Below are 23,434 nucleotides of genomic sequence, written 5' to 3'. Positions count from 1 at the left end.
CCGCCGCACCCGGCCGCGCCGTCGGCTCGCAACGCCCGGCCGGGTGATCAGGTCGTGGCGCGGCCGGTGATCAGGTCGGCGGCCCGCCAGGCCACCGCCGTCACCGGCGCGCTGGTCCAGCCCGACACCATCGCCGGCAGCACGGACGCGTCGACCACCCGGAGCCCGTCGACGCCGCGTACCCGCAACTCGGCATCGACCACGTGGTCGTCGTCGGCGCCCATCGCGCAGGTGCCGATCGCGTGGTAGCCGCAGTAGCCGCGGGCCACGGCCGCCTCGACGATCTCCTCGTCGGTGTGGGTCGCCGCGCCGGGCACCGTCTCCGCGTGCAGCCGCTTGGCGATCGGGCCGGTGGCGAAGAACTCCCGCATCCGGCGGAACAGGTCCACCGCCACCCGCCGGTCCCGCTCGGTGGCGAGGTAGTTCGCCTCGATCGCCGGTGGGGTGCGCGGATCGGCGTCGGTGACGGTGAGGTGACCCTCGCCGTCCGGCCGGGTCACCGTCCCCAGGCACATCACGCCCGGCTCCCGTTCCAGCTCCAGTGCCCGGCCGGGGCGCGGCGGCGCGGCGGAGAACGGCGCCATCAGCAGGTGACCGTCCGGCCGGTCCAGGTCCGGCCGGGACTTCAGGTGGGCGGCGACGTCGAGCACCGGCAGGGCGAGCGGGCCGCCGCGGGTGAGCAGCCAGCGCAGCGTCGCGCGGGCCTGCCCGAGCGGGCCGGCGAGGCGGGCGTTGTGCCCGCCCGGCTCGGCCAGTCGGTACTGCAACGCGATCGACCGGTGCTCCCGCAGGCCGGCGCCGACCCGGGGACGGTCGAGCAGCACCGGTACGCCGGCGGCGCGCAGCGTGTCGGCCGGCCCGATGCCGGAGACCTGCAAGAGCTGCGGGGTGGCGAGCGCGCCGGCGGCCAGGATCACCTCGCCGGCCGCCCGGTGCTCGACCTCCCGGCCGCGCCGCGCGACGCGTACTCCGACCGCCCGGCCGCCCTCGACCAGCACGCGCAGCACGACGGCGTCGACCACGACGGTCAGGTTGGGGCGGCGCCGCACCGGGCGCAGGAACGCGTGGGCGGCGCTGACCCGCTGTCCGCGGTGGATGGTGGCGGTCGGGTAGCCGATCCGCTCGTCGTCGTCGGCGTCCAGGTCGTCCACCCGGCGCAGGCCCAGTTCCTCGCCGGTGGCCAGCATCTCCTCGGCGAGCGGGTCGGTGCCGGTGGCGACGGAGAGGCGCAGCGGGCCGCCGACGCCCCGGTGCGGCGCGGGCCCCAGCGGGTGGTCCTCCAGCCGCTGGAACACCGGCCGCATGGTGGACCAGCCCCAGCCCAGCGGCGCCAGCGCGTCCCAGTCCCGGGCCGCGCCGCGGCTCCAGATCATGCCGTTGACCGAGGTCGAGCCGCCGACCATCCGGCCCCGCTGCCAGGTCTCCTGCCGTCCCGGCCCGACCGTCGCCGGGTAGTGCCAGGCGGTACGCGGGTCGTCCATCAGCCGGGAGAACGCCTTCGGCACCCGGACGTACGGGCTGCGGTCCCAGCCGCCCGCCTCCAGCAGCAGCACCCGGGTGCCCGGATCGTCGGTGAGCCGGTTGGCCAGCACGCATCCCGCCGCGCCGGCGCCGACGACGATGTGATCGAACCCGTCCACTGCGGACCCCCAGTCTTCCGGACGCGAAAATCCTTCCGACAGTAGTTGCCCGCTCACGGCACGCAAAGCACCGGTCGGCCGGCGGCCCGGCTCAGGCGGCGTCGGCCAGCGCCTCGTACTCCTCGTCGGTCAGCTCCACCTCGGCCGCCGCCACGTTCTCCTCCAGGTGCGCCACCGACGACGTACCCGGAATCGGCAGCATGACCGGCGACCGGCGCAACAGCCACGCCAGGGCGAGCTGCGCGGGGCTGGCGCCGTGGTCGGTCGAGATCGCGTCCAGCGGCCCACCCGGCCGGGCCAGGTTGCCGGTGGCGATCGGGAACCAGGGGATGAACGCCAGGTCGTTGCGCTCGCAGTGGGTCAGCACGTCCTCGGCGCTGCGGTCGGCCAGGTTGTAGAGGTTCTGCACGGACACGATCGGGGTGATCTTCCGGGCCGCCTCGATCTGGTCGNCAGCTCGCCGAGCTGATCCTCCAACGGCACCTTCTCGTCGATGCGGTGCAACTGGTAGAGCCCGATGGCGTCCAGACCCAGGTGCCGCAGGCTCAGCTCGCACTGCTGGCGCAGGTATTCCGGGCGGCCCACCGGCCGCCAGTCGCCCGGACCGGAGCGGGTCAGCCCGGCCTTCGTCGCGATCACCAGGTCGTCGGCGTACGGGTGCAGCGCCTCCCTGATCAACAGCTCGCTGACGAACGGCCCGTACGAGTCGGCGGTGTCGATGAACGTCACCCCCAGCTCGTACGCGCGGCGCAGCACCCGCACCGCCTCGGCCGGGTCCTTCGGGTCGCCCCAGACGCCGGGGCCGGTGAGCTGCATCGCCCCGTAGCCGAGACGGTCGACCCGCAGGTCACCGCCGATCCGGTAGCTGCCCGACGCCTTCGCGGGCTGGGTGCTGGTGGTCATCGTGGTCCTCCTGTGTCGTGCGGTCGGCGGGCGGGCACGCCCCGACCGGTGGACGTTCCCCGAATCGGGCCGTCGACTCCTGCTCAGCCCAGATGTCGCAGCACCACCAGCGCCTGGTCGTCCTCGGCGCCGGCCAGATCGCGCAGCAGCGCGTCCGCGATCACCTCCGCCGGCTCGTCGCGCACCGCGCGCACCGCCCGGTGCAGCGCCGCGACGCCCTCGTCGTAGGGCCGCCCGCGCCGCTCCACCAGCCCGTCGGTGTACGCCACCAGCAGGTCACCGGCGCGGAACTCGACGGTGGTCACGGTCATCGGCCGGTCGACCATGCCCAGCGGCATCGCGTTGACGGTGTGCACGGTGCGCGGCGGCTGCCCGGCCGGCAGCAGCACCGGATGCGGGTGCCCGGCCCGGACCACCTGCGCCGTGCCGGCCGCCGGATCGACCACCATGACCAGGCAGGTGCCCAGGAACCCGACGCCGAGCAGATCGGTGAGCCGCAGGAACACCTCCGCCAGCGGCACGCCCAACCGGATCAGCGTGTTCAGCATGGTGCGGAGCTGGGCCATGTCCGCGGCGGCCTCGACCTGGTGCCCGACCACGTCACCGAGCACCACGGCCAGCCGGTCGCCGTCCTGCCGGACCAGGTCGTACCAGTCGCCGCCCAGGTGCAGGCCGCTCATCGCCGGCCGGTAGCGGGTGGCCACCTCCAGGCTCGCCGGGGCGGACAGCGCCGAGCTGCGCAACCGGCCCGCCAGCCGGGTCACCAGGTTGTGCTCGGCGGCGGCCAGGCGTACCCGCTCCAGGGTCTGCTCGCACAGGTCGGCGACCGTGTCCAGCAACGCCAGGTCGCTGTCGCGCAGCGGCCGCTCCCGCCGCCAGCCGAAACCCAGCGCGGCGATCGGGCGGTGCCCCGCGCCGAACAGCGGCAGCGACACGGTCGTCACCAGGCCGTGTCGGCCGACCGGGTCGGGCAGGCCCGGGAACCGGGCGGTGAAGTCGGCGCGGTCGCGCAGCACGATCCGCTCGCCGCTGCGCAGCGCCCGCACGAGCGGATGCGGATCGTCGATGGTCAGGTCGTGGAACGCGGCGGCCAGCGTCCCCGGCAGGTCGTCGTGGTGCCAGAGCCGGACCCGGCGGCCCTCGTCCCGCATCGCCAGGCCGGGCAGCTCCGCCCCGAGCGCGGTGGTGGCGGCGTCGAGGATCACCTCGATCGCCTCGGCGGTGGAGCGGGTCACGCTCAACCGGGCCGCGAACCCGGCCATCGCCTGCGCGGACCCGGTCAGCTCGGCCCGTTGCAGGGCCTGGCTGCACAGCCCGGCCACCGCGTCCAGCAGGTTGCGCGGCGCCTCGTCGGCGGCGACCGGACCGGTCCAGCGCACCTCCAGCGCGCCCAGCGCGACCCCGTCGCCGTAGCGCAGCGGCAGGCACAGCCCGCGCGTCTGGTCGCCCGGGCCGGCCAGTGGGACCACCCCGTTGTCGCGGACCGCCCNCCGCCCGGCCGGCCCGCCGACGCCGGCCACGTCGAGCACGGTACGGCCGGGCCGGGCGAGCGCGACCCGCAGCGCGGCGGCGTCGACCACGGCCGGGGCGAGCGTGGTCACCACCTCCACGATGGCGTCGGGGCCCCGCGCCGAGCTGAGCGCGGCGGCCAGCCGGGCGAGCGCCTCCGCCCGCCGCAGCGCCCGCTGCCGGTCGCTGACGTCACGGGCCACGGTGGCCACGAACGCGGTGGCGTCCCGCTCGTCGCCGGTGGTGACGGTGAACGTCTGGTGGTCGACGTCGATCGGCTCGCCGGTGACCCGGTGGACCAGCCGGCTCTCCGCCCGGTGGTGCCCCTCCCGCAGCGCGGTCGGGATCAGCTCGGCACGCCACAACTCGCGGGCGTCCGGTGCGGCGAAGTCGACCAGGCCCAGCCCGTCGACGCGCTCCCGGCCGTCCAGCCCGACCAGCGCCCGGCCGGCCGGGTTGACGTAGACGGTCCGCCCGTCCGGGGCGGCCACCGCGATGAAGTCGCCGGAGCGTTCCACGAGTGCTTCGAACAGCCGTAGCCGCCGGTCGCCGACCACCCGGTCGGTGGTCTCCACGCCGACGCTGAGGACGCCGCCCGGGCGGCCCGACTCGTCGGTCACCGGGTTGTGCGTGACGGCGTACCAGCGGTCCGTGACGACGCCGTCGTGCTCGCACGACACCGGCAGGTCCGGGCCCTGCGTGGCGCCCCGGCCGGCGCGCACGTCGGCGAGCAGCGGCGCGAGCGCGTCCCAGGCGCCCGGCCACACCTCGCCGCCGGGTCGCCCCGGTGGGACGTCGCGGTCCGGGGCGAGCAACCGCCGGTACGCGTCGTTGGGCAACGGCACCGCCTGGTCACCCCACCACAGCACGGCCGGGGCGGGCAGGTGCAGGCAGAGCGCGAGCGCGGTGCGCAGGCTCTGCGGCCAGCCCCCGATCGGGCCGAGCGGGGAGCCGGACCAGTCGTGCGCCGCGATCACCGCGCCCGAGCGCCCACCGGTGGCGGCCACGACGTGCGGCCACCGGACGTCGTCGGGCGGGGTGGGGCTCACCCGGAACCTCCGCTGGGCCGTGGGCGTCGGCAGGTACCGCCGAAACGTACCAGCGGGTCACCGCCGTGGGCGAAGGCCGAAGCGGCCCGTCGCGCGGCCGGCGGGAAACGTCCCGGGACGCCGGCGACCGGGCCGACGCCGTGGTCGCGCGGGTCGGCGCGGGAGCACCCGGCCGCCCGGTGACGGGGAGGGGTACGATTTCCGCCGCGCGGTCGCCGATGCCCGCCACAGACGACGTCCGGTGCGGTACGCCTACCGCCCGTCCGCGCGGGTTTTTCGCGCGTCGTTGGACCACTGTTCCACCGTCCGCAAGGGGTCGGCCGCCAGGCCGATCCGGAGGAGAGACTAGCCTGATGGGCGTGACACGCCGCGCGAAGATCGTCTGCACTCTCGGCCCCGCCACCTCGTCCCCGGAGCGCATCCGGGGGCTCGTCGAGGCCGGCATGAACGTGGCGAGGTTGAACTTCAGCCACGGCAGTCACGATGACCACGAAGCGGTCTACCGGCTGGTCCGGGAGGCGGCCGAGGCGTCCGGGCACCCGGTCGCGGTGCTCGCCGACCTCCAGGGCCCCAAGATCCGGCTCGGTCGGTTCGCCGACGGGCCGCACGAGTGGCGCACCGGCGACTCGGTGGTGATCACCGGCGACGACGTCGTCGGCACCAAGGAGCGCGTCTCCTGCACCTACCGCAAGCTGCCGCAGGAGGTGAAGCCGGGTGACCGGCTGCTGATCGACGACGGCCGGGTCGCGGTCGAGGTCAGCGACGTCGCCGGCAACGACATCCGCTGCCTGGTCACCGAGGGCGGCCCGGTCTCCAACAACAAGGGCGTCTCGCTGCCGAACGTGGCGGTCAGCGTCCCGGCCCTGTCCGACAAGGACGCCGAGGACCTGCGCTTCGCCCTCGGCCTCGGCGTCGACCTGGTCGCGCTCTCCTTCGTGCGTTCCCCGGAGGACATCAAGCTCGTCCACTCGATCATGGACGAGGAGGGCGTGCGCCGCCCGGTGCTGGCCAAGGTCGAGAAGCCGGAGGCTGTCGACCACCTGGAGGCGATCGTGCTCGCCTTCGACGGCGTCATGGTCGCCCGGGGCGACCTCGGCGTGGAGATGCCGCTGGACCAGGTCCCGCTGGTGCAGAAGCGCGCCGTGCAACTCTGCCGGGAGAACGCCAAGCCGGTCATCGTGGCCACCCAGATGCTCGACTCCATGATCGAGAACTCGCGCCCCACCCGCGCCGAGGCCTCCGACGTGGCCAACGCGGTGCTCGACGGCGCGGACGCGGTGATGCTCTCCGGCGAGACCAGCGTCGGCAAGTACCCGGTGCTCACCGTCAGCACCATGGCCAGGATCGTCACCACCACCGAGGCCGGCTCCATCGCCGTGCCCCGGCTCCAGCACGACCCGCGTACGCACGGCGGCGCGCTCACCGTCGCCGCCTCCTCCATCGCCCGGGCCATCGGCGCCAAGGCCATGGTGGCGTTCTCGCAGACCGGCGACACCGTCAAGCGGCTCAGCCGGCTGCACTGCGACCTGCCGCTGCTGGCCTTCACCCCGGTGCCGGAGGTGCGCAACCAGCTCGCGCTCTGCTGGGGCGTGGAGACGTTCCTGATGCCGTTCGTCCAGCACACCGACGACATGTTCCGCCAGGTCGACCAGGCGNCCCGCCCGGCACCCCCGGCTCCACCAACACGCTGCGCGTACACCAGCTCGGCTCGCTCGTCGACGCCGCCGCGGCCCGCGCCCTGCAATGAGTGACGCTCCGGTCGCGACCGGGCAGGCGGCGGTCGACAAGCTCCTGGAGGTGCTCGACCTCGCCCGGACCGGCGAGATGGCCTTCCGGGGGATGAGCCCGCAGGTGGGCCCGCAGCGGGTCTACGGCGGCCAGGTCGCCGGCCAGGCCCTGGTCGCGGCCGGACGCACCGTCGACCCGGNGGCCGTGCACTCCCTGCACGGCTACTTCGTCCGCCCCGGCGACCCGGCCGAGCCGATCGACTACCAGGTGGAGAACGTCCGCGACGGCCGGTCCTTCTCGGTGCGCCGCTCAGTGGCGTTGCAGCACGACCAGCCGATCTTCTTCATGTCGGCCTCGTTCCAGCGGGCGGAGGAGGGGCTGGACCACCACGCCCCGCTCCCGTCCGACGTGCCCGCCCCGGACGACGTGCCCACCATGAGCGACCGGCTCGCCCGCTACCCGGAACGGCTCGGCATCTGGGGCCAGATCCCGCGCCCGATCGACGTCCGATACGTCGGCGAGCCCGGCTGGGTGCGTCCCGGCGACCGCCCGGCCGAACCGCACCAGCGGGTCTGGATGCGCATCGACGGCACCCTGCCCGACGACCCGCTGCTGCACGCCTGCGCCCTGACGTACGCCTCCGACCTGACGCTGCTCGACTCGGTGCTGTCGGTGCACGGCGAGGTGTGGGGGCCGGGCGGCGTGGTCGGCGCGAGCCTCGACCACGCGCTCTGGTTCCACCGCCCGTTCCGTGCCGACGAGTGGTTCCTCTACGACTGCTGGAGCCCGTCCGCGTCGGGCGCCCGCGGCCTGGCCACCGGCCGGATGTTCACCACCGACGGCCGGCACATCGCCAGCGCCGTGCAGGAGGGCCTGCTGCGCCGCGTCGGCGGCTGAGCGGTAAGGAAGGGCCCCTTCTTAACGCCTCCGGTAGAGGCGGGGCCCCCTATTAACGTTCGGCCGAGGGGCGAGGGTCCGGTCGGCTGAGCAGGCGACTAACCTTGCCGGCATGCGTCTCTCCGCCCGGGTCGACTACGCCCTCCGTGCGGCCGCCGAGCTGGCCTCGGTCGCCGACGGCGTGGGCGCCGGACGGAGCCGGCCGGTGACCGCCGAGCAGATCGCCCGCTCGCAGGAGATCCCGCCGAAGTTCCTGGAGAGCATCCTGCTCCAGTTGCGTCGGGGCGGCATCGTGCACGCGCAGCGGGGCCCCGAGGGCGGCTACTGGCTGGCCCGCCCGGCCACGGAGATCTCCCTGGCCGAGGTGATCCGCGTGATCGACGGTCCGCTCGCGCACGTCCGTGGCCAGCGCCCGGAGCAGCTCGGCTACCAGGGTGCCGCCCGCGCGCTCCAGGACGTGTGGATCGCGCTGCGGGCCAGCGAGCGGGAGATTTTGGAACTGGTCACCATCGCCGACGTCGCCGCCGGCACGCTTCCCGGCCGGGTGAACGAGCTGGCCGCCGACCCGCGCGCCTGGAGCTGACGGCCGCCGTCCCGTCTCGGCCCCCCGAGGTGGGGCCGTCCGGCGCGTCCCACCAACCGGTCGGGGGACTTGACCCGGACCGTCCCCGTGCCGCATTGTCGACCAAGTTGATAGGAGATACCGAAAAGTCGGGGGGCGCTCGTGCGCAAGCTGCTGGTACTGGCTCTGGTCGGGCTCGCCGCGCAACTCGTCGACGGCGCGCTCGGCATGGCGTACGGGCTGACCTCCTCGACCCTGCTGCTGTTCGCCGGCGTCGCACCGGCTGCCGCCTCCGCCTCGGTGCACCTGGCCGAGATCGGCACCACGCTCGCCGCCGGCGTCTCGCACTGGCGCTTCGGCAACGTCGACTGGAAGGTGGTCGGCCGGATCGCGCTGCCCGGCGCGATCGGCGCGTTCGCCGGCGCCACCTTCCTCAGCTCCATCTCCACCGAGTCGGCCGCCCCGTGGATGGCCGCCATCCTGTTCACCCTCGGGGCGTACCTGCTGGTCCGCTTCTCCCGGCCGCTGCGCGCCAACCGCGCCGGCGGCCGGCTGCGCAGCCGCTTCCTCGCCCCGCTCGGCCTGGTCGCCGGCTTCGTCGACGCCACCGGCGGTGGCGGCTGGGGCCCCGTCGCCACCCCGGCGCTGCTGGTCTCCGGCCGGATGGAACCGCGCAAGGTGATCGGCTCGGTGGACACCTCCGAGTTCGTGGTGGCCGGCGCGGCCAGCGTCGGCTTCCTGATCGGCCTCGGCTCCGAGGGTTTCCTGCTGCCCACCGTCGCCGCGCTCCTGATCGGCGGCCTGATCGCCGCCCCGATCGCGGCCTGGTTGGTTCGCATCGTTCCCGCCCAGGTGCTCGGCGCCGTCATCGGCGGGGTGATCGTGCTGACCAACGCCCGGACCCTGCTGCGCGCCGGCGAGCTGGGCGGCCCGGTGCCGGCGCTGGTCTACGCGGCGCTCGCCACCGGCTGGGTCGTCGCGGTCACCTTGGCGGTACGGGCGCTGCGTCGCGCCCGCCGGGCGCGGGCCACGGTCGAGGCAGCCCTCACCGCCGCGCCGCTCGACGGTGCGGCTCAGCCCGGCGGTGCGGCTCAGCCCGGCGCTGCCGCTCCGGCCGGCGCTGCCGCTCCGGCCGGCGCTGCCGCTCCGGCAGACGTTGCCGGGCCCGGAGAGCCCCAGCGGCTTGCCGCAGCCGTCGAGAGCTGAGCCCGAGCGTTCCCGGCGAGCTGAGGTCCTGACGCGTCTTCGGCGCGGCTGACGGCTCCGGCGTGCCGCAGCCCGTCGCCGCCGTCTACGCGGCCGGAGAGCTGGCGCCCGGTCTCCGAGCTGAGGGTCGAACGCGACGCGACGCGCGACCGTCGTGAGGAAAATTCGGCGGGTGTGCACGGCCCCGTTCCTCGGCGTGTCGCGCGCTGTAGACACATCGCTTTCAAGCGTCATACCCATGAGTCATATTTATGCCTCACGGGTATGACGCGTCGAAGTTGCCCATTCCCCAGTCGGCGTTACGCAGTGTTACGAGTGGGCCATTCCGGGCCGCGAAGGCCGGGTGTCATCGATTCCCGAGCGCAGAACGCCGTCAGGCCGCCCGCCCGTCGGGCCGCCACGCAGGCTGCGGCCGCTGGGCGGCTCGGAGTCGCCGACCCGGCTCGGCGGGGTACGACGCCCCGCGTTGCTTGTGGGGGGCGTGTCGGTGTCCTACGCTGGCGGAGCGCAGGAGCCTAATCATCGACGTCGATATCTGGCGTCTCGTCGCGTCAACGCGCACGCACCGTCTCGCCGGTCCGGGCAGGCCGGCGTCACCGCGTGTCCGACCTTCGCGAAAGGCACCCCTGTGCACCTCACCACCCCACGCCGCCGGCTCGCGCTGCTCGCCGCCGCCACGGCGGCCACCGTCACGGCCGGGGCGCTCGCCACCGTGACCGCCTCCGCGGCGGCCGCCGCCTGCCGGGTCGACTACAAGATCACCAACCAGTGGGGCGGCGGCTTCGGCGCCGACGTCACCGTGACCAACCTCGGCGACCCGGTCAGCGGCTGGACGCTCGGCTGGAGCTTCGCCGCCGGCCAGCAGGTCGTCCAGGCCTGGAACGCCACGGTCACCCAGTCCGGCACCCAGGTCACCGCCCGCGACGCCGGCTACAACGCCGCCATCGGCACCGGCGGCAGCGTCAGCTTCGGCTTCAACGGCTCGTGGAACGACGCCGCCAACCCGGCACCGACCGCCTTCACGCTCAACGGCACCGCGTGCACCGGCGCGGCCCCGACCTCGACGCCGACCACCACCGCGCCGACGTCGAGCCCGACCACGCCACCGACCACGCCGCCGCCGACCACCACCCCGCCGCCGACCACCACCCCGCCCCCGACCAACCCGCCGGCCGGCGCCAAGCAGATGGAGAAGCTCGACCGCGGGCTGGTCAGCGTCCGCTCCGGCAGCGGGAACCTGGTTTCCTGGCGGCTGCTCGGCACCGAGACGTCGGGGGTGGCCTTCAACCTCTACCGGGGCGGCACGAAGGTCAACGCCAGCCCGATCACTGGCGCCACCACGTACCTGGACAGCGGTGCGGCCGCCGGTTCCGCGTACACCGTGCGGGCCGTGGTGAACGGCGCCGAGCAGGCGGCGTCCGCCCCGGCGTTGCAGTTCGCCAACGGCTACCTGGACGTGCCGATCCAGGCCCCGCCCGGCGGCACCACGCCGAGCGGCGAGGCGTACACCTATGCGGCGAACGACGCGAGCGTCGGCGACCTCGACGGCGACGGCCGCTACGAGTTCGTGCTCAAGTGGGACCCGTCCAACGCCAAGGACAACTCGCAGTCCGGCTACACCGGCAACGTCTACGTCGACGCGTACACCCTCACCGGCGCCCGGCTGTGGCGCATCGACCTCGGCCGCAACATCCGCGCCGGCGCCCACTACACCCAGTTCCAGGTGTACGACTACGACGGCGACGGGGACGCCGAGGTGGCCATGAAGACCGCCGACGGCACCCGCTCCGGCACCGGCCAGGTGATCGGCTCGTCGTCGGCCGACCACCGCAACTCCAGCGGCTACGTGCTCGCCGGACCGGAATACCTGACCATGTTCGACGGCCGCACCGGCGCCGCCCTGTCCACCGTCGACTACGATCCGCCGCGCGGCACCGTGTCGTCCTGGGGCGACTCGTACGGCAACCGGGTCGACCGCTTCCTCGCCGGCACCGCCTACCTGGACGGGCAGCGGCCCTCGCTGATCATGGCGCGTGGCTACTACACCCGCGCGGTCATCGCCGCCTGGGACTTCCGCAACGGCTCGCTGACCAAGCGCTGGACGTTCGACTCCAACGCCTCGGGCAACGGCGCGGCGGCCGGACAGGGCAACCACCAGCTCTCCGTCGCCGACGTGGACAACGACGGCCGCCAGGAGATCGTGTACGGGGCGGCCACCATCGACGACAACGGCCGGCTGCTGTACTCCACCGGCAACGGGCACGGCGACGCGCTGCACGTCGGCGACCTCGACCCGTCCCGCGCCGGCCTGGAGGTCTTCAAGGTCGACGAGGACGGCAGCAAGCCCAGCTCGTGGATGGCCGACGCGCGTACCGGTCAGATCCTCTGGCAGACCGCGCCCAACGGCGACAACGGCCGCGGCGTATCCGACGACGTCTGGGCCGGCAGCCCCGGCGCCGAGTCCTGGTCGTCCGCGGCGGACGGCCTGCTCAACACGCGCGGGCAGAACGTCGGCCGCAAGCCGTCGTCGGCGAACTTCCTGATCTGGTGGGACGGGGACCCGGTCCGCGAGCTGCTCGACGCCACCAAGATCGACAAGTACGGCACCGGCGGCGAGACGCGGCTGCTCACCGGCAGCAACGTCGCCTCGAACAACGGCACCAAGAGCACCCCGTCGCTCTCCGGCGACATCCTCGGCGACTGGCGCGAGGAGGTGGTCTGGCGCACCGCCGACAACACCGCGCTGCGGATCTACAGCACGCCCGTCCCCACCGGCCTGCGGCTGCCGACCCTGATGCACGACCCGCAGTACCGGGTGGCCGTCGCCTGGCAGAACACCGCCTACAACCAGCCGCCGCACCCCGGCTTCTTCCTCGGTGACGGCATGAGCACGAACGGCATGAGCACGCCGCCCGCGCCGAACATCTACCTGCGCTGAGGGGCGTAGAACGAAGGCACCGGGCCGCCGGCCGCGGAATCCGCTCAGCCGGCGACCCGGTGCACCACACCGCAGCATTCCCGACCCGTCCCGACCGGGAATGCCGTACCACCACCGGGGATAAAGTTATGCGTCCCGCGCGACGCTGCGGTGACGTGGCTATGAAGAGCGTGTTTCAGCCGTCCCGGCGCAGGCCCCCGGCCACCTTCTCGGCGACCAACTCGAACGAGCGGACCCGGTCGGCCACGTCGTACACCATCGCGGTCAGCATCAGCTCGTCCGCGCCGGTGCGCTCCAGCAGCGCACCGAGTTGCCGGGCCACCGTCTCCGGCGAGCCGGTCGCCTGGCCGTCACGGCGCTGGGCCACGAACTCCCGCTCCAGGTCCGAGTAGGGGTAGGCCGCCGCCTCCTCCGGCGTGACCAGCGGCTCGGGCCGCCCGGACCGCAGCTTCAGGAAGGACAACCCGGCCGGTCCGGCCAGCCACTCGGCCCGCTCGTCGGTGTCCGCGCAGACCGCGTTCACCGCCACCATCGCGTACGGCCGGTCCAGCCACTGCGACGGCCGGAAGTGCTGCCGGTAGAGCCGCAACGCCGGGACCGTGTGCTGCGCGCTGAAATGGTGCGCGAACGAGAACGGCAACCCGAGCAGGCCGGCGAGCTGGGCGCTGAACCCGCTCGACCCGAGCAGCCACACCTGCGGCGACCGCCCACGCCCCGGGGTCGCGGTGATCGGGCCCGGCTCGGCGCCGCTGAAGTAGTTCATCAGGTCCGCCAGCTCACGCGGGAAGTGCTCCGCGGACAGGCCCTCCATGGTGCGCCGCAACGCCAGCGCGGTCACCTGGTCGGTGCCGGGCGCCCGGCCGATGCCCAGGTCGATCCGGCCCGGGTGCAGCGCCTCCAACGTGCCGAACTGCTCGGCCACCACCAGCGGCGCGTGGTTGGGCAGCATCACCCCGCCCGAACCCAGCCGGATCGTGCTGGTGTGGGCGGCCAGGTGCGCCAGCAGCACCGCCGGCGCCGAACTGGCGATCGCCGGCATGTTGTGGTGCTCGGCCACCCAGAACCGGCGGTAGCCCAGCTCCTCGGTGCGGCGGGCCAGCTCGGTGGTGTGCCACAACGCCTCACCGGCGTCGCCGGTCGCGGCCACCGGGGCAAGATCAAGAACAGACATGGGTACGTCGATCACGCCTGGATCCAACCCGCCAGGTGCCGGAATTGTTCCGTCGAGTGGGTCAGCCCATACCCCGGGCCTGCTCGAAGATCAGACTGGTCTGGGTGTGCCGCACCACCGGATCCACCGCCAGATGATCGAGCACGAAGTCGCGCAAGGCGTCCCCCGACGCCGCCCGCACATGCAGCACGTAGTCCTCCGCGCCCGCCACATGGAACACCGACACCACCCCCGGCAGCCGCACCGACCGGGCCCGGAACGCGTCCACCGCGGCCCGCTCGTGCGCGGTCAACCGCACCGACACCAGCGCCTGCAACGGCAACCCCACTGCCGCCGGGTCCACCTCGGCGTGGAACCCGCGGATCGCCCCGCTCTCCCGCAGCGCCCGGGTACGCGTCAGACACGTCGACGGCGCCACCCCCACCCGCTCCGCCAGCGCGTTGTTCGGCAGCCGGCCGTCCGCCGCCAACTCGGTGAGGATCGCGCGGTCGGTGTCGTCCAGGCCGGCGAACGGCCGTACATCATTCGGTGCGGCAGGCATCCCGACATCCTGCACCGAATCCGCGCCCAAACGGAAGCGAGATTCACAGAATCTTGTTCGCTTCCCTTGTCCTGGAGCGTCATCATGTTCGACGCTTCCGGCCATGACCGCCGTGGACACCGCCGCCGTGCACGCCGGACGCGACGACCTCGCCGGGCTCGGCGTCCACGTCCCGCCCATCGACCTGTCCACCACCAACCCGCTGCCCTCGGTGGCCGACGGCGGCGACGCGTACGAGACCCTCGCCACCGGCAACCCGCTCCCGGCCGGCGGGAGCGCCGTCTACCAGCGGCTCTGGAACCCCACCGTGGCCCGCTTCGAGACCGCCCTCGCCCAGCTCGAAGGCACCGCCGAGGCGGTCGCCTTCGCCAGCGGCATGGCCGCGCTCACCGCCACAGTGCTCGCCGCCACCCGCGACGGAAAACGCCACGTCGTCGCCGTCCGCCCGCTTTACGGCGGCACCGACCACGTCCTCGCCAGCGGCCTGCTCGGCACCGAGGTCACCTGGGCCCGCGCCGACGACGTCGCCGCCGCGATCCGCCCCGACACCGCGGTAGTCGTGGTCGAGACCCCGGCCAACCCCACCCTCGACCTGGTCGACATCGCCGCGCTCGCCACCGCCGCCGGAAACGTCCCGCTGCTCGTCGACAACACCGTCGCCACCCCCGTGCTCCAGCAGCCCGCCCGGCACGGCGCCGCGCTCGTCCTGCACAGCGCCACCAAGAGCATCGGCGGCCACGGTGACGTCCTCGCCGGCGTCGTCGCCTGCGCCCCCGACTGGGCCGCCCGACTGCGTCAGGTTCGCGCCGTCACCGGCGCCGTCCTGCACCCCCTCGGCGCGTACCTGCTGCACCGCGGCCTGCAGACGCTCCCGCTGCGGGTCCGCGCCCAGCAGGCCGGCGCCGAGAAGCTCGCCGCCTGGCTCGCCGGCCACCCGGCGATCGAGCGGGTCCACCACCCCTCCCGGCACGACCCGGCCGGGCTGGTCGGCCGCCAGATGTCCGGCGGCGGCAGCCTGCTCGCCTTCGAGGTACGCGGCGGCGCGCCCGCCGCGGCCACGGTCGCCGGCGCCTGCGAGCTGATCACCCACGCCGTCTCGCTCGGCGGCGTCGACACGCTGATCCAGCACCCCGCGTCGTTGACCCACCGGCCGGTCGAGGACGACGCGAAGCCGGCCGGCGGACTGCTGCGGGTCTCGGTCGGGCTGGAGGACCCGGAGGACCTGCGCGCGGACCTGGCACGGGCGCTCGCGTCGATCTGACGCCCGGTCAGGACTTCGGACCGACGTGCCGGTCGAGCGCGGCTACCGCTTCCCGGCGGGCCACCGACAGCGACCATGCCAGGTTCATCCGCCAGGCGATGCCGAGCAGGTCCAGGGCCCACTGGCAGAGCGCCATGATGTCGGTGGAGCGGTTGGAGAACATGTAGCGGGGATAGCGGTACTCCTTCCCGCGCACGGTGACGCGGTTGGCGAAGCGGCAGCCGTCGGAGTGGAACAAGCCGCGCAGGAAGTCGCCCGGGTGGGCTTCGACGATGGTGCGCTGCCAATCGGCCAGGACGATCGGCCGTTCGTGCTTCTTGCCGGGCCCGTGTTGAGGAAACAGGCATGGCCAGTGGAGCGCGGTGCTCTGCACGGCGACGCAACCTCGCTTCTGGATGTGCTGCACCTTGTTGGCCAGGACCGCGCGCATCGCGGCGTCGCACTTGTCGATCAGGTTCGGCCAGGCATCTGCGCAGTAGATGCGGAGCACCGGCGTCCGGTCGGTGGTGACCAGGTGGCCGTCACCGAGATATAGCCCGAGCAGGTACGCGTAGGCGGCTTGATCGGGTGGATCTGCCTGGTCGGGGCGGCAGCGGAAGCAGCGGACCGCGCTGCCGAACATCGCCGGCTCAGGCCGGTCGACACACCAGTGCCAGACGGTGGTGTAGGGCAGGGAGAGACTGCGGGCCACCGAACGGATGTTGTGACCCCGGGCGCGGAGAGCGCGGGCACGCGCCCGCATTTCGGGAGGATGCACAGCAGTATCTTCGAACAGGTGTATGACAAAAGTGCCGGGAGCGGGATTCGAACCCGCAAGCCCTCTCGGGCAGAAGTGTTTGAGACTTCCGTGTATGCCGTTCCACCATCCCGGCGGGGTGGGGTAACTGTACCCGACTAGGCTCATGCGGGAGCATGGGTGGTGACCGTGCCGAGATCGATGGTGGGAGTGGCTCGTGGGCGAGATGCAGGCGGACGCCGAGCGCAAGCGCGTTCTGATCGCCGAGGACGAGGCGCTGATCCGACTGGACCTGGCCGAGATGCTGGTCGAGGAGGGCTACGAGGTGGTCGGCGAGGCCGGCGACGGCGAGACCGCCGTCAAGCTCGCCGAGGAGCTCAAGCCGGATCTGGTCATCCTCGACATCAAGATGCCGATCATGGACGGGCTGGCCGCCGCCGAGCGGATCGCCGGCGCCCGCATCGCCCCGGTGATCATCCTGACCGCGTTCAGCCAGCGTGACCTGGTCGAGCGTGCGCGGGCGGCCGGCGCGATGGCGTACCTGGTCAAGCCGTTCCAGAAGAGCGACCTGGTGCCGGCGGTGGAGATCGCGCTGTCCCGCTACTCGGAGATCTCGGCCCTGGAGTCGGAGGTGGCCGGTCTGACCGACCGGCTGGAGATCCGCAAGACCGTCGAGCGGGCCAAGGGCGCGCTGATGACGACGTACGGCATGACCGAGCCGCAGGCGTTCAAGTGGATCCAGCGCACCGCGATGGACCACCGGATGACCATGAAGGAGGTCGCCGAGCGGATCCTCGCGGAGACCGCTGGCGGCGAGGTGACGCAGCCCGCCTCCTGACCCGCCGGTCGGTTCCGGGCGTCGCCGGCGATCGATACGCTTGCCGGCATGCGACGTCTGCTGGCGGTGCTCGGTCTGGTCGTGGCGCTGGTGACCGCCTGTCACGCCGCGGACGCCCCCGCCCCCGCGCCCGAGCCGCTGCGTCCGGCCTGGCAGGCGGTCGACCTGCCGCTCCCGGCCGGGCTGCCCGGGCGGGTGGCGTTGCGGGACGCCGCCGCCTGCGCGGGCCGCTGGTTCGCCGTCGGCGCGGTGCTGGCCGCCGACGGCACGCCCCGTCCGGCCGCGTGGTCCAGTGTGGACGCGCGTTCCTGGACGCCGCTGCGGCCGGTGCCGCGCAGCCCGTACGGCGCGGAGAACCTGCTCACCGCGGTCGGCTGCCGGGCTGGCCGGCCGGTGGCGGTCGGTGGTCGCAGTGGCGGGGTGCACGGCAATCCCCGGATCAGCACCTGGCGCCTGGACACGGACGGCTCGTTGGTGGAGGTGCCGGCGGAGTTCGAGGTGTTCGGCGGGCCGGACGCGGTGAACGTGGGCCGGGTCGCGGGCGGGCCGGGCGGCTGGTTGATCTCCGGGAACCGGGCCACCGGCGCGGCGGCCTGGGTGTCGGCGGACGGGTCGGACTTCCGTCTGGTGAGCGGCGTGCCGGGGCTGGCCTCGGACGGGGCGGGCCGGCCGTGGGTGGCTGACGGGGTGGCGGCCGGGTCGGGGTGGCTCATGGTGGGCTCGGTGCTGCCGTCGGGGCGTACCGGAACGGATGCGGCGGTGTGGACCTCGCCGGACGGGTCGGCCTGGCGGCGCGCGGTGCTGCCCGGCGGCGGTGTCGACCAGGACCTGCAACGGGTGGTCCGGGTGGGCGACCGGGCGGTGGCGGTGGGTCGGCGTGGCGATGGTCTGGGCGCGTGGGTGGCCGACGGTGACGCCTGGCGGTCGGGCGAGGGTGGTCCGGGCGGCGGGGAGCGGCCGGGCCGGGTGTGGGGTCTGGCGGCGCGTGGTGACGGTGCGTTCGCGGTGGTGGGTGGGGCGGCGGCGGAGGCGGGGTGGTTCACGCCGGACGGTGACCGGTGGTTGCCGGTGACGCTGCCGGTGGCGGTGCCGTGGGGTAACGAACGGTCGGTCGCGGTGGCGGCGGCCGGTGACGTCGCCCTGCTGGCGGTGGACGATGGTGGGCAGGCCCGGATGTGGTCGGCGGAGGGGTCGTGGCGTCCCGCCTGAGCCTTTCACCAGCGTGTTTCCGATCTGTGTCGGATGTCCGTTGGTCCCATGCGGTGATCCGGTGTGTTACACCACAGCCGTGAATCCGGCCACTCAACGTAACGGTTAGGTCAACCCCGCTCCCCAGGTCTACCTTCGGCCCCCGCCGGTGGGATAACGTCCCCGCCCAGACCGGGATCGCGGTCGGTCCGGCCAACCCCTCGCAAGGTCCAATTCGTGCTGGGTGGTTTCCGGGCCTTCGGACGGAGGAGGGTACGAGCCGTGAGGCAGAAGCTCGCACGGGTGCTCGGTGGTGTGGCCATCGGCGCGCTCGTTTTCAGTGGCGCGGCCTGCAAGGCTGACAGTGGTGATGACGCGGGCGGCGACAGCAAGGCCGCCTGCGACCTGAAGATCGGCTTCTTCGGCCCGCTGACCGGCGATGCCGCGGGTCTCGGTATCCACATGCGCAACGGCACCAAGCTGGCCATCGACCAGTACAACAAGGACAACGCGGACTGCAAGGTCAACCTGGAGGAGTACGACTCGCAGGGTGACCCGGCCAAGGCTCCGGCGCTGGCGCAGCAGGCGGTGGGCGACGCCAAGGTCGTCGGCATCGTCGGCCCGGCGTTCTCGGGTGAGTCGGAGGTGGCCGACCCGATCTTCGACGAGGCGGGCCTGCCGATCATCACGCCGTCGGCGACCCGGCCGAGCCTGAGCACCAAGAACTGGAAGATCTTCCACCGGGGCGTCGGCAACGACACCTCGCAGGGCCCGGCCGCCGGCCGCTACATCAAGAGCGTGCTGAAGTCCGAGAAGGTCTACGTGGTCGACGACCAGTCCGCGTACGGCGCGGGTCTGGTGGACGAGGTGAAGAAGGTCCTCGGCGCGGTCGCGGGCGAGGACAAGATCCAGGTCAAGCAGACCAACTTCTCCGCCGTGGTCACCAAGATCCAGAGCAGCGGCGCGGACGTCCTCTTCTTCGGTGGCTACTACACCGAGGCCGGCCTGCTGCTCAAGCAGCTCAAGGGCGCGGGCTGGAAGGGCACGATGGTCGCCGGCGACGGTGTCAACGACGCCAACTTCATCAAGGTCGCCGGCCAGCAGGTCGCCGAGGGCACGATCCTGACCTGCCCCTGCGCCCCGGCCACCGCGGCCAAGGGCTCGTTCGTGACCGACTACAAGGCCGCGTTCGACAACGCCGAGCCGGGCACCTACGCCGATGTGTCGTACGACCTCGCCAAGATCATGCTTGAGGGCATCAAGGACGGCAAGGGCACCCGCGCCGACCTGCTGAGCTTCATCAAGTCCTACAACAAGGTCGGTGGCGCCACCGGCGTGACCTACAAGTTCGAGTCCACCGGTGAGCTGGACCCGGCGCAGGTCCTCGTGTGGGCGTTCAAGGTGAACGCGGGCAAGGTCGTCCCCGACATCGAGATCCCCAAGAGCTGACCGGTTCGTCCGGTCCGGTAACGGGACACCAGGCGTGCGGCCGGGAGGCTACCTCCCGGCCGCACCGCTTGGCCGCACAGTTGGAGCCCCCACTTGAACTTCGATGAGTTGTTCGGGAACTTCCCGACGCTGACCATCACCGGGCTGGAACAGGGCGCGATCTACGCGCTCATCGCCCTCGGCTACACCCTGGTGTACGGCGTTCTGCGTCTGATCAACTTTGCTCACTCCGAGGTCTTCATGGTCGGTACCTTTTCCGCCCTGTGGACCTGGCAGGCCCTCGGCTACGACCAGAACTCCGCCGCCCCCGCACTCGGACCACTGCTGGTGGCCCTGGTCGCCGGACTCGCGGTGGCGATGGTCGCGGCGGCGGCCACGGCGGTCACCGTCGAGCTGGTGGCCTACCGGCCGCTGCGCAAGCGCAACGCGCCGCCCCTGGCCTTCCTCATCACCGCGATCGGCGCCTCGTTCGTGCTCGCCGAGTCCTTCGGCATCGGCACCAGCCGCGCGCCGTTCGGCATGCCGACGATGATCACGCAGGACACCGTCTTCACCATCTTCGGCGCCGCGGTGACCAACCTCCAGTTGGTGATCCTCGGCGTCACGCTGGTCATGATGGTGGCGCTGGATCAGTTCGTNCCGCCCTGATGGGCGTCAACAAGAACCGGGTCATCCTGCTGGTCTTCGTGCTCGGCGGCCTGATGGCCGGCGTCGGCGCGCTGCTGTGGGACCTGCGGTTCGGCTTCACCAAGTTCAACGTCGGCTTCCTGATCGGCCTCAAGGCGTTCGCGGCCGCGGTGCTCGGTGGCATCGGCAACCTGCGCGGCGCGCTGCTCGGCGGCCTGCTGCTCGGTGTGACGGAGAACTACGCCGCCGGCCTGTTCGGCGGCGAGTGGAAGGACTTCACCGGCTTCGTGCTGCTGATCGTGCTGCTGATGTTCCGGCCGACCGGTCTGCTCGGCGAATCTCTCGGGAGGGCGCGCGCATGACCGCCACCGTGGACAAGAAGCGGACCGCGGGCATCCGAACCCGCTGGGCCGCGATGCCCAAGCAGGTGCGTTGGGCGGCGATCGCCGCGCTCATCGTGCTGCTCTACATCCTGCCCAACAAGTGGTTCTACGAATACCTCGGCTTCCCGATCGGCAGCGAGTACTTCGCCTTCTACACCACCCGCTCGGACTTCGCCGGCGTGCTCTTCGACACCGCCGTGTTCGTGTTGCTCGCCGTCGGGTTGAACGTGGTGGTCGGCTTCGCCGGCCTGCTCGACCTGGGCTACTTCGGCTTCTACGCGCTCGGCGCGTACACGGTCGCGTTGCTCACCTCGCCGGAGAGCCGGTTCGGCACGAACTGGCCGTGGCTGGCGGCGGTGCCGCTGGCGGTGATGGTGGCGATGGTCTCCGGCGTGATCCTCGGCGGCCCGACGCTGCGGCTGCGCGGCGACTACCTGGCCATCGTGACGCTCGGCTTCGCCGAGATGATCCGCCTCTACGCGGCCCGCAACGAGGGCATCCTGCAGGGCCAGCGGGGCATCCCGGCGATCCCGCACCCGCCGGGCAACGGCAGCGACGGCAAGGCGCTGTTCGGCGTGGTCGACTCCCGGCCGTACTACTGGCTGATGCTGACGCTGATCCTGGTCGTGCTGGTGCTGGTCCGGAACCTGGCCAACAGCCGGGTGGGTCGGGCGTGGGTGGCGATCCGGGAGGACGAGGACGCCGCCGAGATCATGGGTGTGCCCACGTTCAAGTACAAGCTGTGGGCGTTCGCCATCGGCGCGGCGGTGGCCGGTCTGACCGGCGCGGTCTTCGCCGGCAAGCAGACGTTCATCAACTCCGACCAGTTCGTGCTGGAGAGTTCCATCCTGGTGCTCGCCGCGGTGATCCTCGGCGGGGCCGGCAACATCAAGGGCGCCATCGTCGGCGGCGCGCTCACCTGGTACCTGCCGGAGTGGCTGCGGGGCATCGGCGACCTGTTCAACGTGGAGTTCGACGCGGCCGAGTATCGGATCCTGGTCTTCGGTCTGGTGGTCATCGTCATGATGGTCTTCCGGCCGCAGGGTCTGGTGCCCAACCGGCGGCGGGCGGCCGAGTTCGCCGACCGGCGCAAGGAAGCGGTTCCCCAGGAGACGGTGCCCAATGAGTGAGCCGCAGATGCACAGCGAGCGCGACGCGACGAGCGAGCGGGACATCGCCGACGACGGGCGCAGCACGGTCGGCACGCCGCCGGCGTCCGGCTCGGACACCCCGGTGGAGCCGACGCCGGGCGCCACCGCGCCGGCCGGCCGCGAGCCGCTGCTGGAGGTCGACCACGTCACCCTCCGCTTCGGCGGTGTGGTGGCGCTGAACGACGTCGCGTTCACCCTGTACAAGGGGGAGATCCTCGGCCTGATCGGTCCGAACGGCGCCGGCAAGACCACCTGCTTCAACGCGATGACGGGTGTCTACCGGCCCACCGAGGGCGAGATCCGGTTCGCCGGGCAACGGATCAACGGCCGGCGCCGGAGCTGGATCACCAAGGCGGGCATCGCCCGTACGTTCCAGAACATCCGGCTGTTCCCGGAGATGACCGCGCTGGAGAACGTGATGGTGGGCGCGGACGCCCACCACAAGACCAGCGTGATCTCCGCGATGCTGCGGCTGCCGCGGCACTGGCGGGAGGAGCGGCAGGGTCGCGAGCGGGCTCTCGAACTGCTGCGCTTCGTCGGTATCGAGCGCCGCGCCGGGGACCTGGCGCGCAACCTCTCGTACGGCGAGCAGCGCCGGCTGGAGATCGCCCGGGCCCTGGCCACCGAGCCGAAACTTCTCTGCCTGGACGAGCCGGCCGCCGGCTTCACTCCGGCGGAGAAGGAGGAACTGAACGGGCTGATCCGGAAGATCCGCGACAATGGCACCACGGTGCTGCTGATCGAGCACGACATGCGACTCGTCATGGGCGTGACCGACCGGATCGTGGTGCTGGAGTTCGGCAAGAAGATCGCCGAGGGCCTGCCGGCCGAGGTCCGCGAGGACCCGAAGGTGATCGCGGCGTACCTGGGGGTGCCGACCGATGCTGCTTGAGATCAACGACCTGACCCTGCTGTACGGGCGGATCCAGGCGCTGCACGGGATCAGCCTGCACGTCGACGAGGGTGAGGTGGTGGCCCTGATCGGCGCGAACGGCGCCGGCAAGACCACCACCATGCGGGCCATCTCCGGGCTGCGCCCGGTGGCGAACGGCTCGATCGTCTTCAACGGCACCGACGTCACCCGGATGCGGGCCGACCTGCGGGTGGCCCGGGGCATCGGGCAGGCGCCGGAGGGCCGGGGCGTCTTCCCGGGCATGACGGTCGTGGAGAACCTGGAGATGGGCGCGTACACCCGCCGGGACCGCGCGGGCGTCGCCGAGGACATGAAGATGGTCATGGACCTCTTCCCCCGGCTGCACGAGCGGCGCAAGCAGGCCGGCGGCACGCTCTCCGGCGGCGAGCAGCAGATGCTGGCGGTGGGCCGGGCGTTGATGGCCCGCCCGAAGCTGCTGCTGCTCGACGAGCCCTCGATGGGGCTCGCGCCGATGCTGATCCAGCAGATCTTCGAGATCATCACCCGGATCAACCAGCAGGGCACCACCATCCTGCTGGTCGAGCAGAACGCCCAGCAGGCGCTCTCCCGGGCCCACCGGGGCTACGTGCTGGAGACCGGCCGGATCGTCAAGGAGGGCACCGGCCGGGACCTGCTGCACGACCCGGCGGTCAAGGAGGCGTACCTCGGCGTGGCCTGAGCCGTACCGCTCGACGGCCGGCCTTCCCCGTGCGGGGGAGGCCGGCCGTTGCGTCGTCGGTGCGT

Annotated in this window: 16 protein-coding genes, 1 tRNA gene and 3 pseudogenes; 13 read left to right on the top strand and 7 right to left on the bottom strand. The window is 72.7% G+C overall.

Annotation, left to right across the window (positions count from 1 at the left end; all coding sequences use genetic code 11):
- Positions 1–47: 47 nt before the first annotated feature.
- The 3 genes and pseudogenes from B1205_RS20930 to B1205_RS20920 form a co-directional block, all read right to left on the bottom strand.
- On the bottom strand, positions 48–1,640 hold the full coding sequence (locus B1205_RS20930) for a GMC family oxidoreductase (protein WP_089157164.1): 1,593 nt from the start codon (positions 1,638–1,640) through the stop codon (positions 48–50).
- A 91-nt stretch (positions 1,641–1,731) separates the two neighbouring features.
- A pseudogene (locus B1205_RS20925) lies at positions 1,732–2,543 on the bottom strand (aldo/keto reductase).
- Between the two features lie 83 nt (positions 2,544–2,626).
- Positions 2,627–4,609: a SpoIIE family protein phosphatase gene (locus B1205_RS20920; protein WP_441338536.1), complete on the bottom strand. Its 1,983-nt coding sequence runs from the start codon at positions 4,607–4,609 to the stop codon at positions 2,627–2,629.
- Between the two features lie 845 nt (positions 4,610–5,454).
- On the opposite strand from B1205_RS20920, the pseudogene pyk reads away from it, so the two are divergent.
- The 5 genes and pseudogenes from pyk (at position 5,455) to B1205_RS20895 (ending at position 12,432) form a co-directional block, all read left to right on the top strand.
- Positions 5,455–6,848, top strand: a pseudogene (gene pyk / locus B1205_RS20915) (pyruvate kinase).
- The gene (locus B1205_RS20910; protein ID WP_089157162.1) at positions 6,845–7,726 is read left to right on the top strand and encodes an acyl-CoA thioesterase; all 882 of its coding nucleotides are present in this window, start codon (positions 6,845–6,847) and stop codon (positions 7,724–7,726) included. The pseudogene pyk and the gene B1205_RS20910 overlap by 4 nt, the downstream one beginning before the upstream one ends.
- 112 nt (positions 7,727–7,838) lie before the next feature.
- The gene (locus tag B1205_RS20905) at positions 7,839–8,309 is read left to right on the top strand and encodes an RrF2 family transcriptional regulator (protein WP_089157161.1); all 471 of its coding nucleotides are present in this window, start codon (positions 7,839–7,841) and stop codon (positions 8,307–8,309) included.
- 141 nt (positions 8,310–8,450) lie between these two features.
- On the top strand, positions 8,451–9,494 hold the full coding sequence (locus B1205_RS20900) for a sulfite exporter TauE/SafE family protein (RefSeq protein WP_089157160.1): 1,044 nt from the start codon (positions 8,451–8,453) through the stop codon (positions 9,492–9,494).
- A gap of 628 nt (positions 9,495–10,122) precedes the next feature.
- Positions 10,123–12,432 carry a rhamnogalacturonan lyase family protein gene (locus B1205_RS20895; protein ID WP_089157159.1) on the top strand — a complete coding sequence of 770 codons (2,310 nt, stop codon included), beginning with the start codon at positions 10,123–10,125 and terminating at the stop codon, positions 12,430–12,432.
- A gap of 175 nt (positions 12,433–12,607) precedes the next feature.
- On the opposite strand, the gene B1205_RS20890 is transcribed toward B1205_RS20895, so the two are convergent.
- Both B1205_RS20890 and B1205_RS20885 read right to left on the bottom strand, forming a co-directional pair.
- Positions 12,608–13,618 carry an LLM class flavin-dependent oxidoreductase gene (locus tag B1205_RS20890; RefSeq protein ID WP_254910102.1) on the bottom strand — a complete coding sequence of 337 codons (1,011 nt, stop codon included), beginning with the start codon at positions 13,616–13,618 and terminating at the stop codon, positions 12,608–12,610.
- Positions 13,619–13,664: 46 nt separating this feature from the next.
- Entirely contained in the window at positions 13,665–14,144 is a 480-nt protein-coding gene (locus B1205_RS20885) for an Lrp/AsnC family transcriptional regulator (RefSeq protein ID WP_089157157.1), read from the bottom strand.
- A gap of 103 nt (positions 14,145–14,247) precedes the next feature.
- Between B1205_RS20885 and B1205_RS20880 the strand changes: the two genes are divergently transcribed.
- Positions 14,248–15,405: a trans-sulfuration enzyme family protein gene (locus B1205_RS20880; RefSeq protein WP_089157156.1), complete on the top strand. Its 1,158-nt coding sequence runs from the start codon at positions 14,248–14,250 to the stop codon at positions 15,403–15,405.
- Between the two features lie 7 nt (positions 15,406–15,412).
- Here B1205_RS20880 and B1205_RS20875 read toward each other — a convergent pair whose 3' ends face one another.
- On the bottom strand, positions 15,413–16,147 hold the full coding sequence (locus tag B1205_RS20875) for a transcriptional regulator (RefSeq protein ID WP_254910101.1): 735 nt from the start codon (positions 16,145–16,147) through the stop codon (positions 15,413–15,415).
- Between the two features lie 47 nt (positions 16,148–16,194).
- Positions 16,195–16,277: transfer RNA gene (locus B1205_RS20870), tRNA-Leu, on the bottom strand.
- 81 nt (positions 16,278–16,358) lie between these two features.
- On the opposite strand from B1205_RS20870, the gene B1205_RS20865 reads away from it, so the two are divergent.
- The 7 genes and pseudogenes from B1205_RS20865 (at position 16,359) to B1205_RS20825 (ending at position 23,369) form a co-directional block, all read left to right on the top strand.
- Positions 16,359–16,979, top strand: coding sequence for an ANTAR domain-containing response regulator (locus tag B1205_RS20865; protein ID WP_089157154.1), 621 nt, complete (start codon positions 16,359–16,361; stop codon positions 16,977–16,979).
- 48 nt (positions 16,980–17,027) lie between these two features.
- A complete protein-coding gene (locus B1205_RS29260; RefSeq protein ID WP_140158116.1) occupies positions 17,028–18,188 on the top strand; it encodes a hypothetical protein in 1,161 nt (386 codons plus the stop codon).
- 261 nt (positions 18,189–18,449) lie between these two features.
- The gene (locus tag B1205_RS20845) at positions 18,450–19,616 is read left to right on the top strand and encodes a branched-chain amino acid ABC transporter substrate-binding protein (protein WP_089157151.1); all 1,167 of its coding nucleotides are present in this window, start codon (positions 18,450–18,452) and stop codon (positions 19,614–19,616) included.
- A gap of 93 nt (positions 19,617–19,709) precedes the next feature.
- Positions 19,710–20,605 (top strand): annotated as a pseudogene (locus tag B1205_RS20840) (branched-chain amino acid ABC transporter permease).
- Positions 20,602–21,756 carry a branched-chain amino acid ABC transporter permease gene (locus tag B1205_RS20835; RefSeq protein WP_089157150.1) on the top strand — a complete coding sequence of 385 codons (1,155 nt, stop codon included), beginning with the start codon at positions 20,602–20,604 and terminating at the stop codon, positions 21,754–21,756. Before B1205_RS20840 ends, B1205_RS20835 begins: the two are co-directional and overlap by 4 nt.
- Complete coding sequence (locus B1205_RS20830; protein WP_176308715.1) at positions 21,749–22,669, top strand: ABC transporter ATP-binding protein; 921 nt, start codon at positions 21,749–21,751, stop codon at positions 22,667–22,669. The genes B1205_RS20835 and B1205_RS20830 overlap by 8 nt, the downstream gene beginning before the upstream one ends.
- Positions 22,659–23,369: an ABC transporter ATP-binding protein gene (locus B1205_RS20825; RefSeq protein WP_089157148.1), complete on the top strand. Its 711-nt coding sequence runs from the start codon at positions 22,659–22,661 to the stop codon at positions 23,367–23,369. The genes B1205_RS20830 and B1205_RS20825 overlap by 11 nt, the downstream gene beginning before the upstream one ends.
- Positions 23,370–23,434: the final 65 nt, after the last annotated feature.

Origin of the sequence: Micromonospora sp. NBS 11-29, assembly GCF_002140155.1 — a bacterium.
Taxonomy (GTDB): domain Bacteria; phylum Actinomycetota; class Actinomycetes; order Mycobacteriales; family Micromonosporaceae; genus Micromonospora.
The sequence above is the reverse complement of the archived record's forward strand: the minus strand, read 5'-3'. Positions and strand labels throughout refer to the sequence as shown.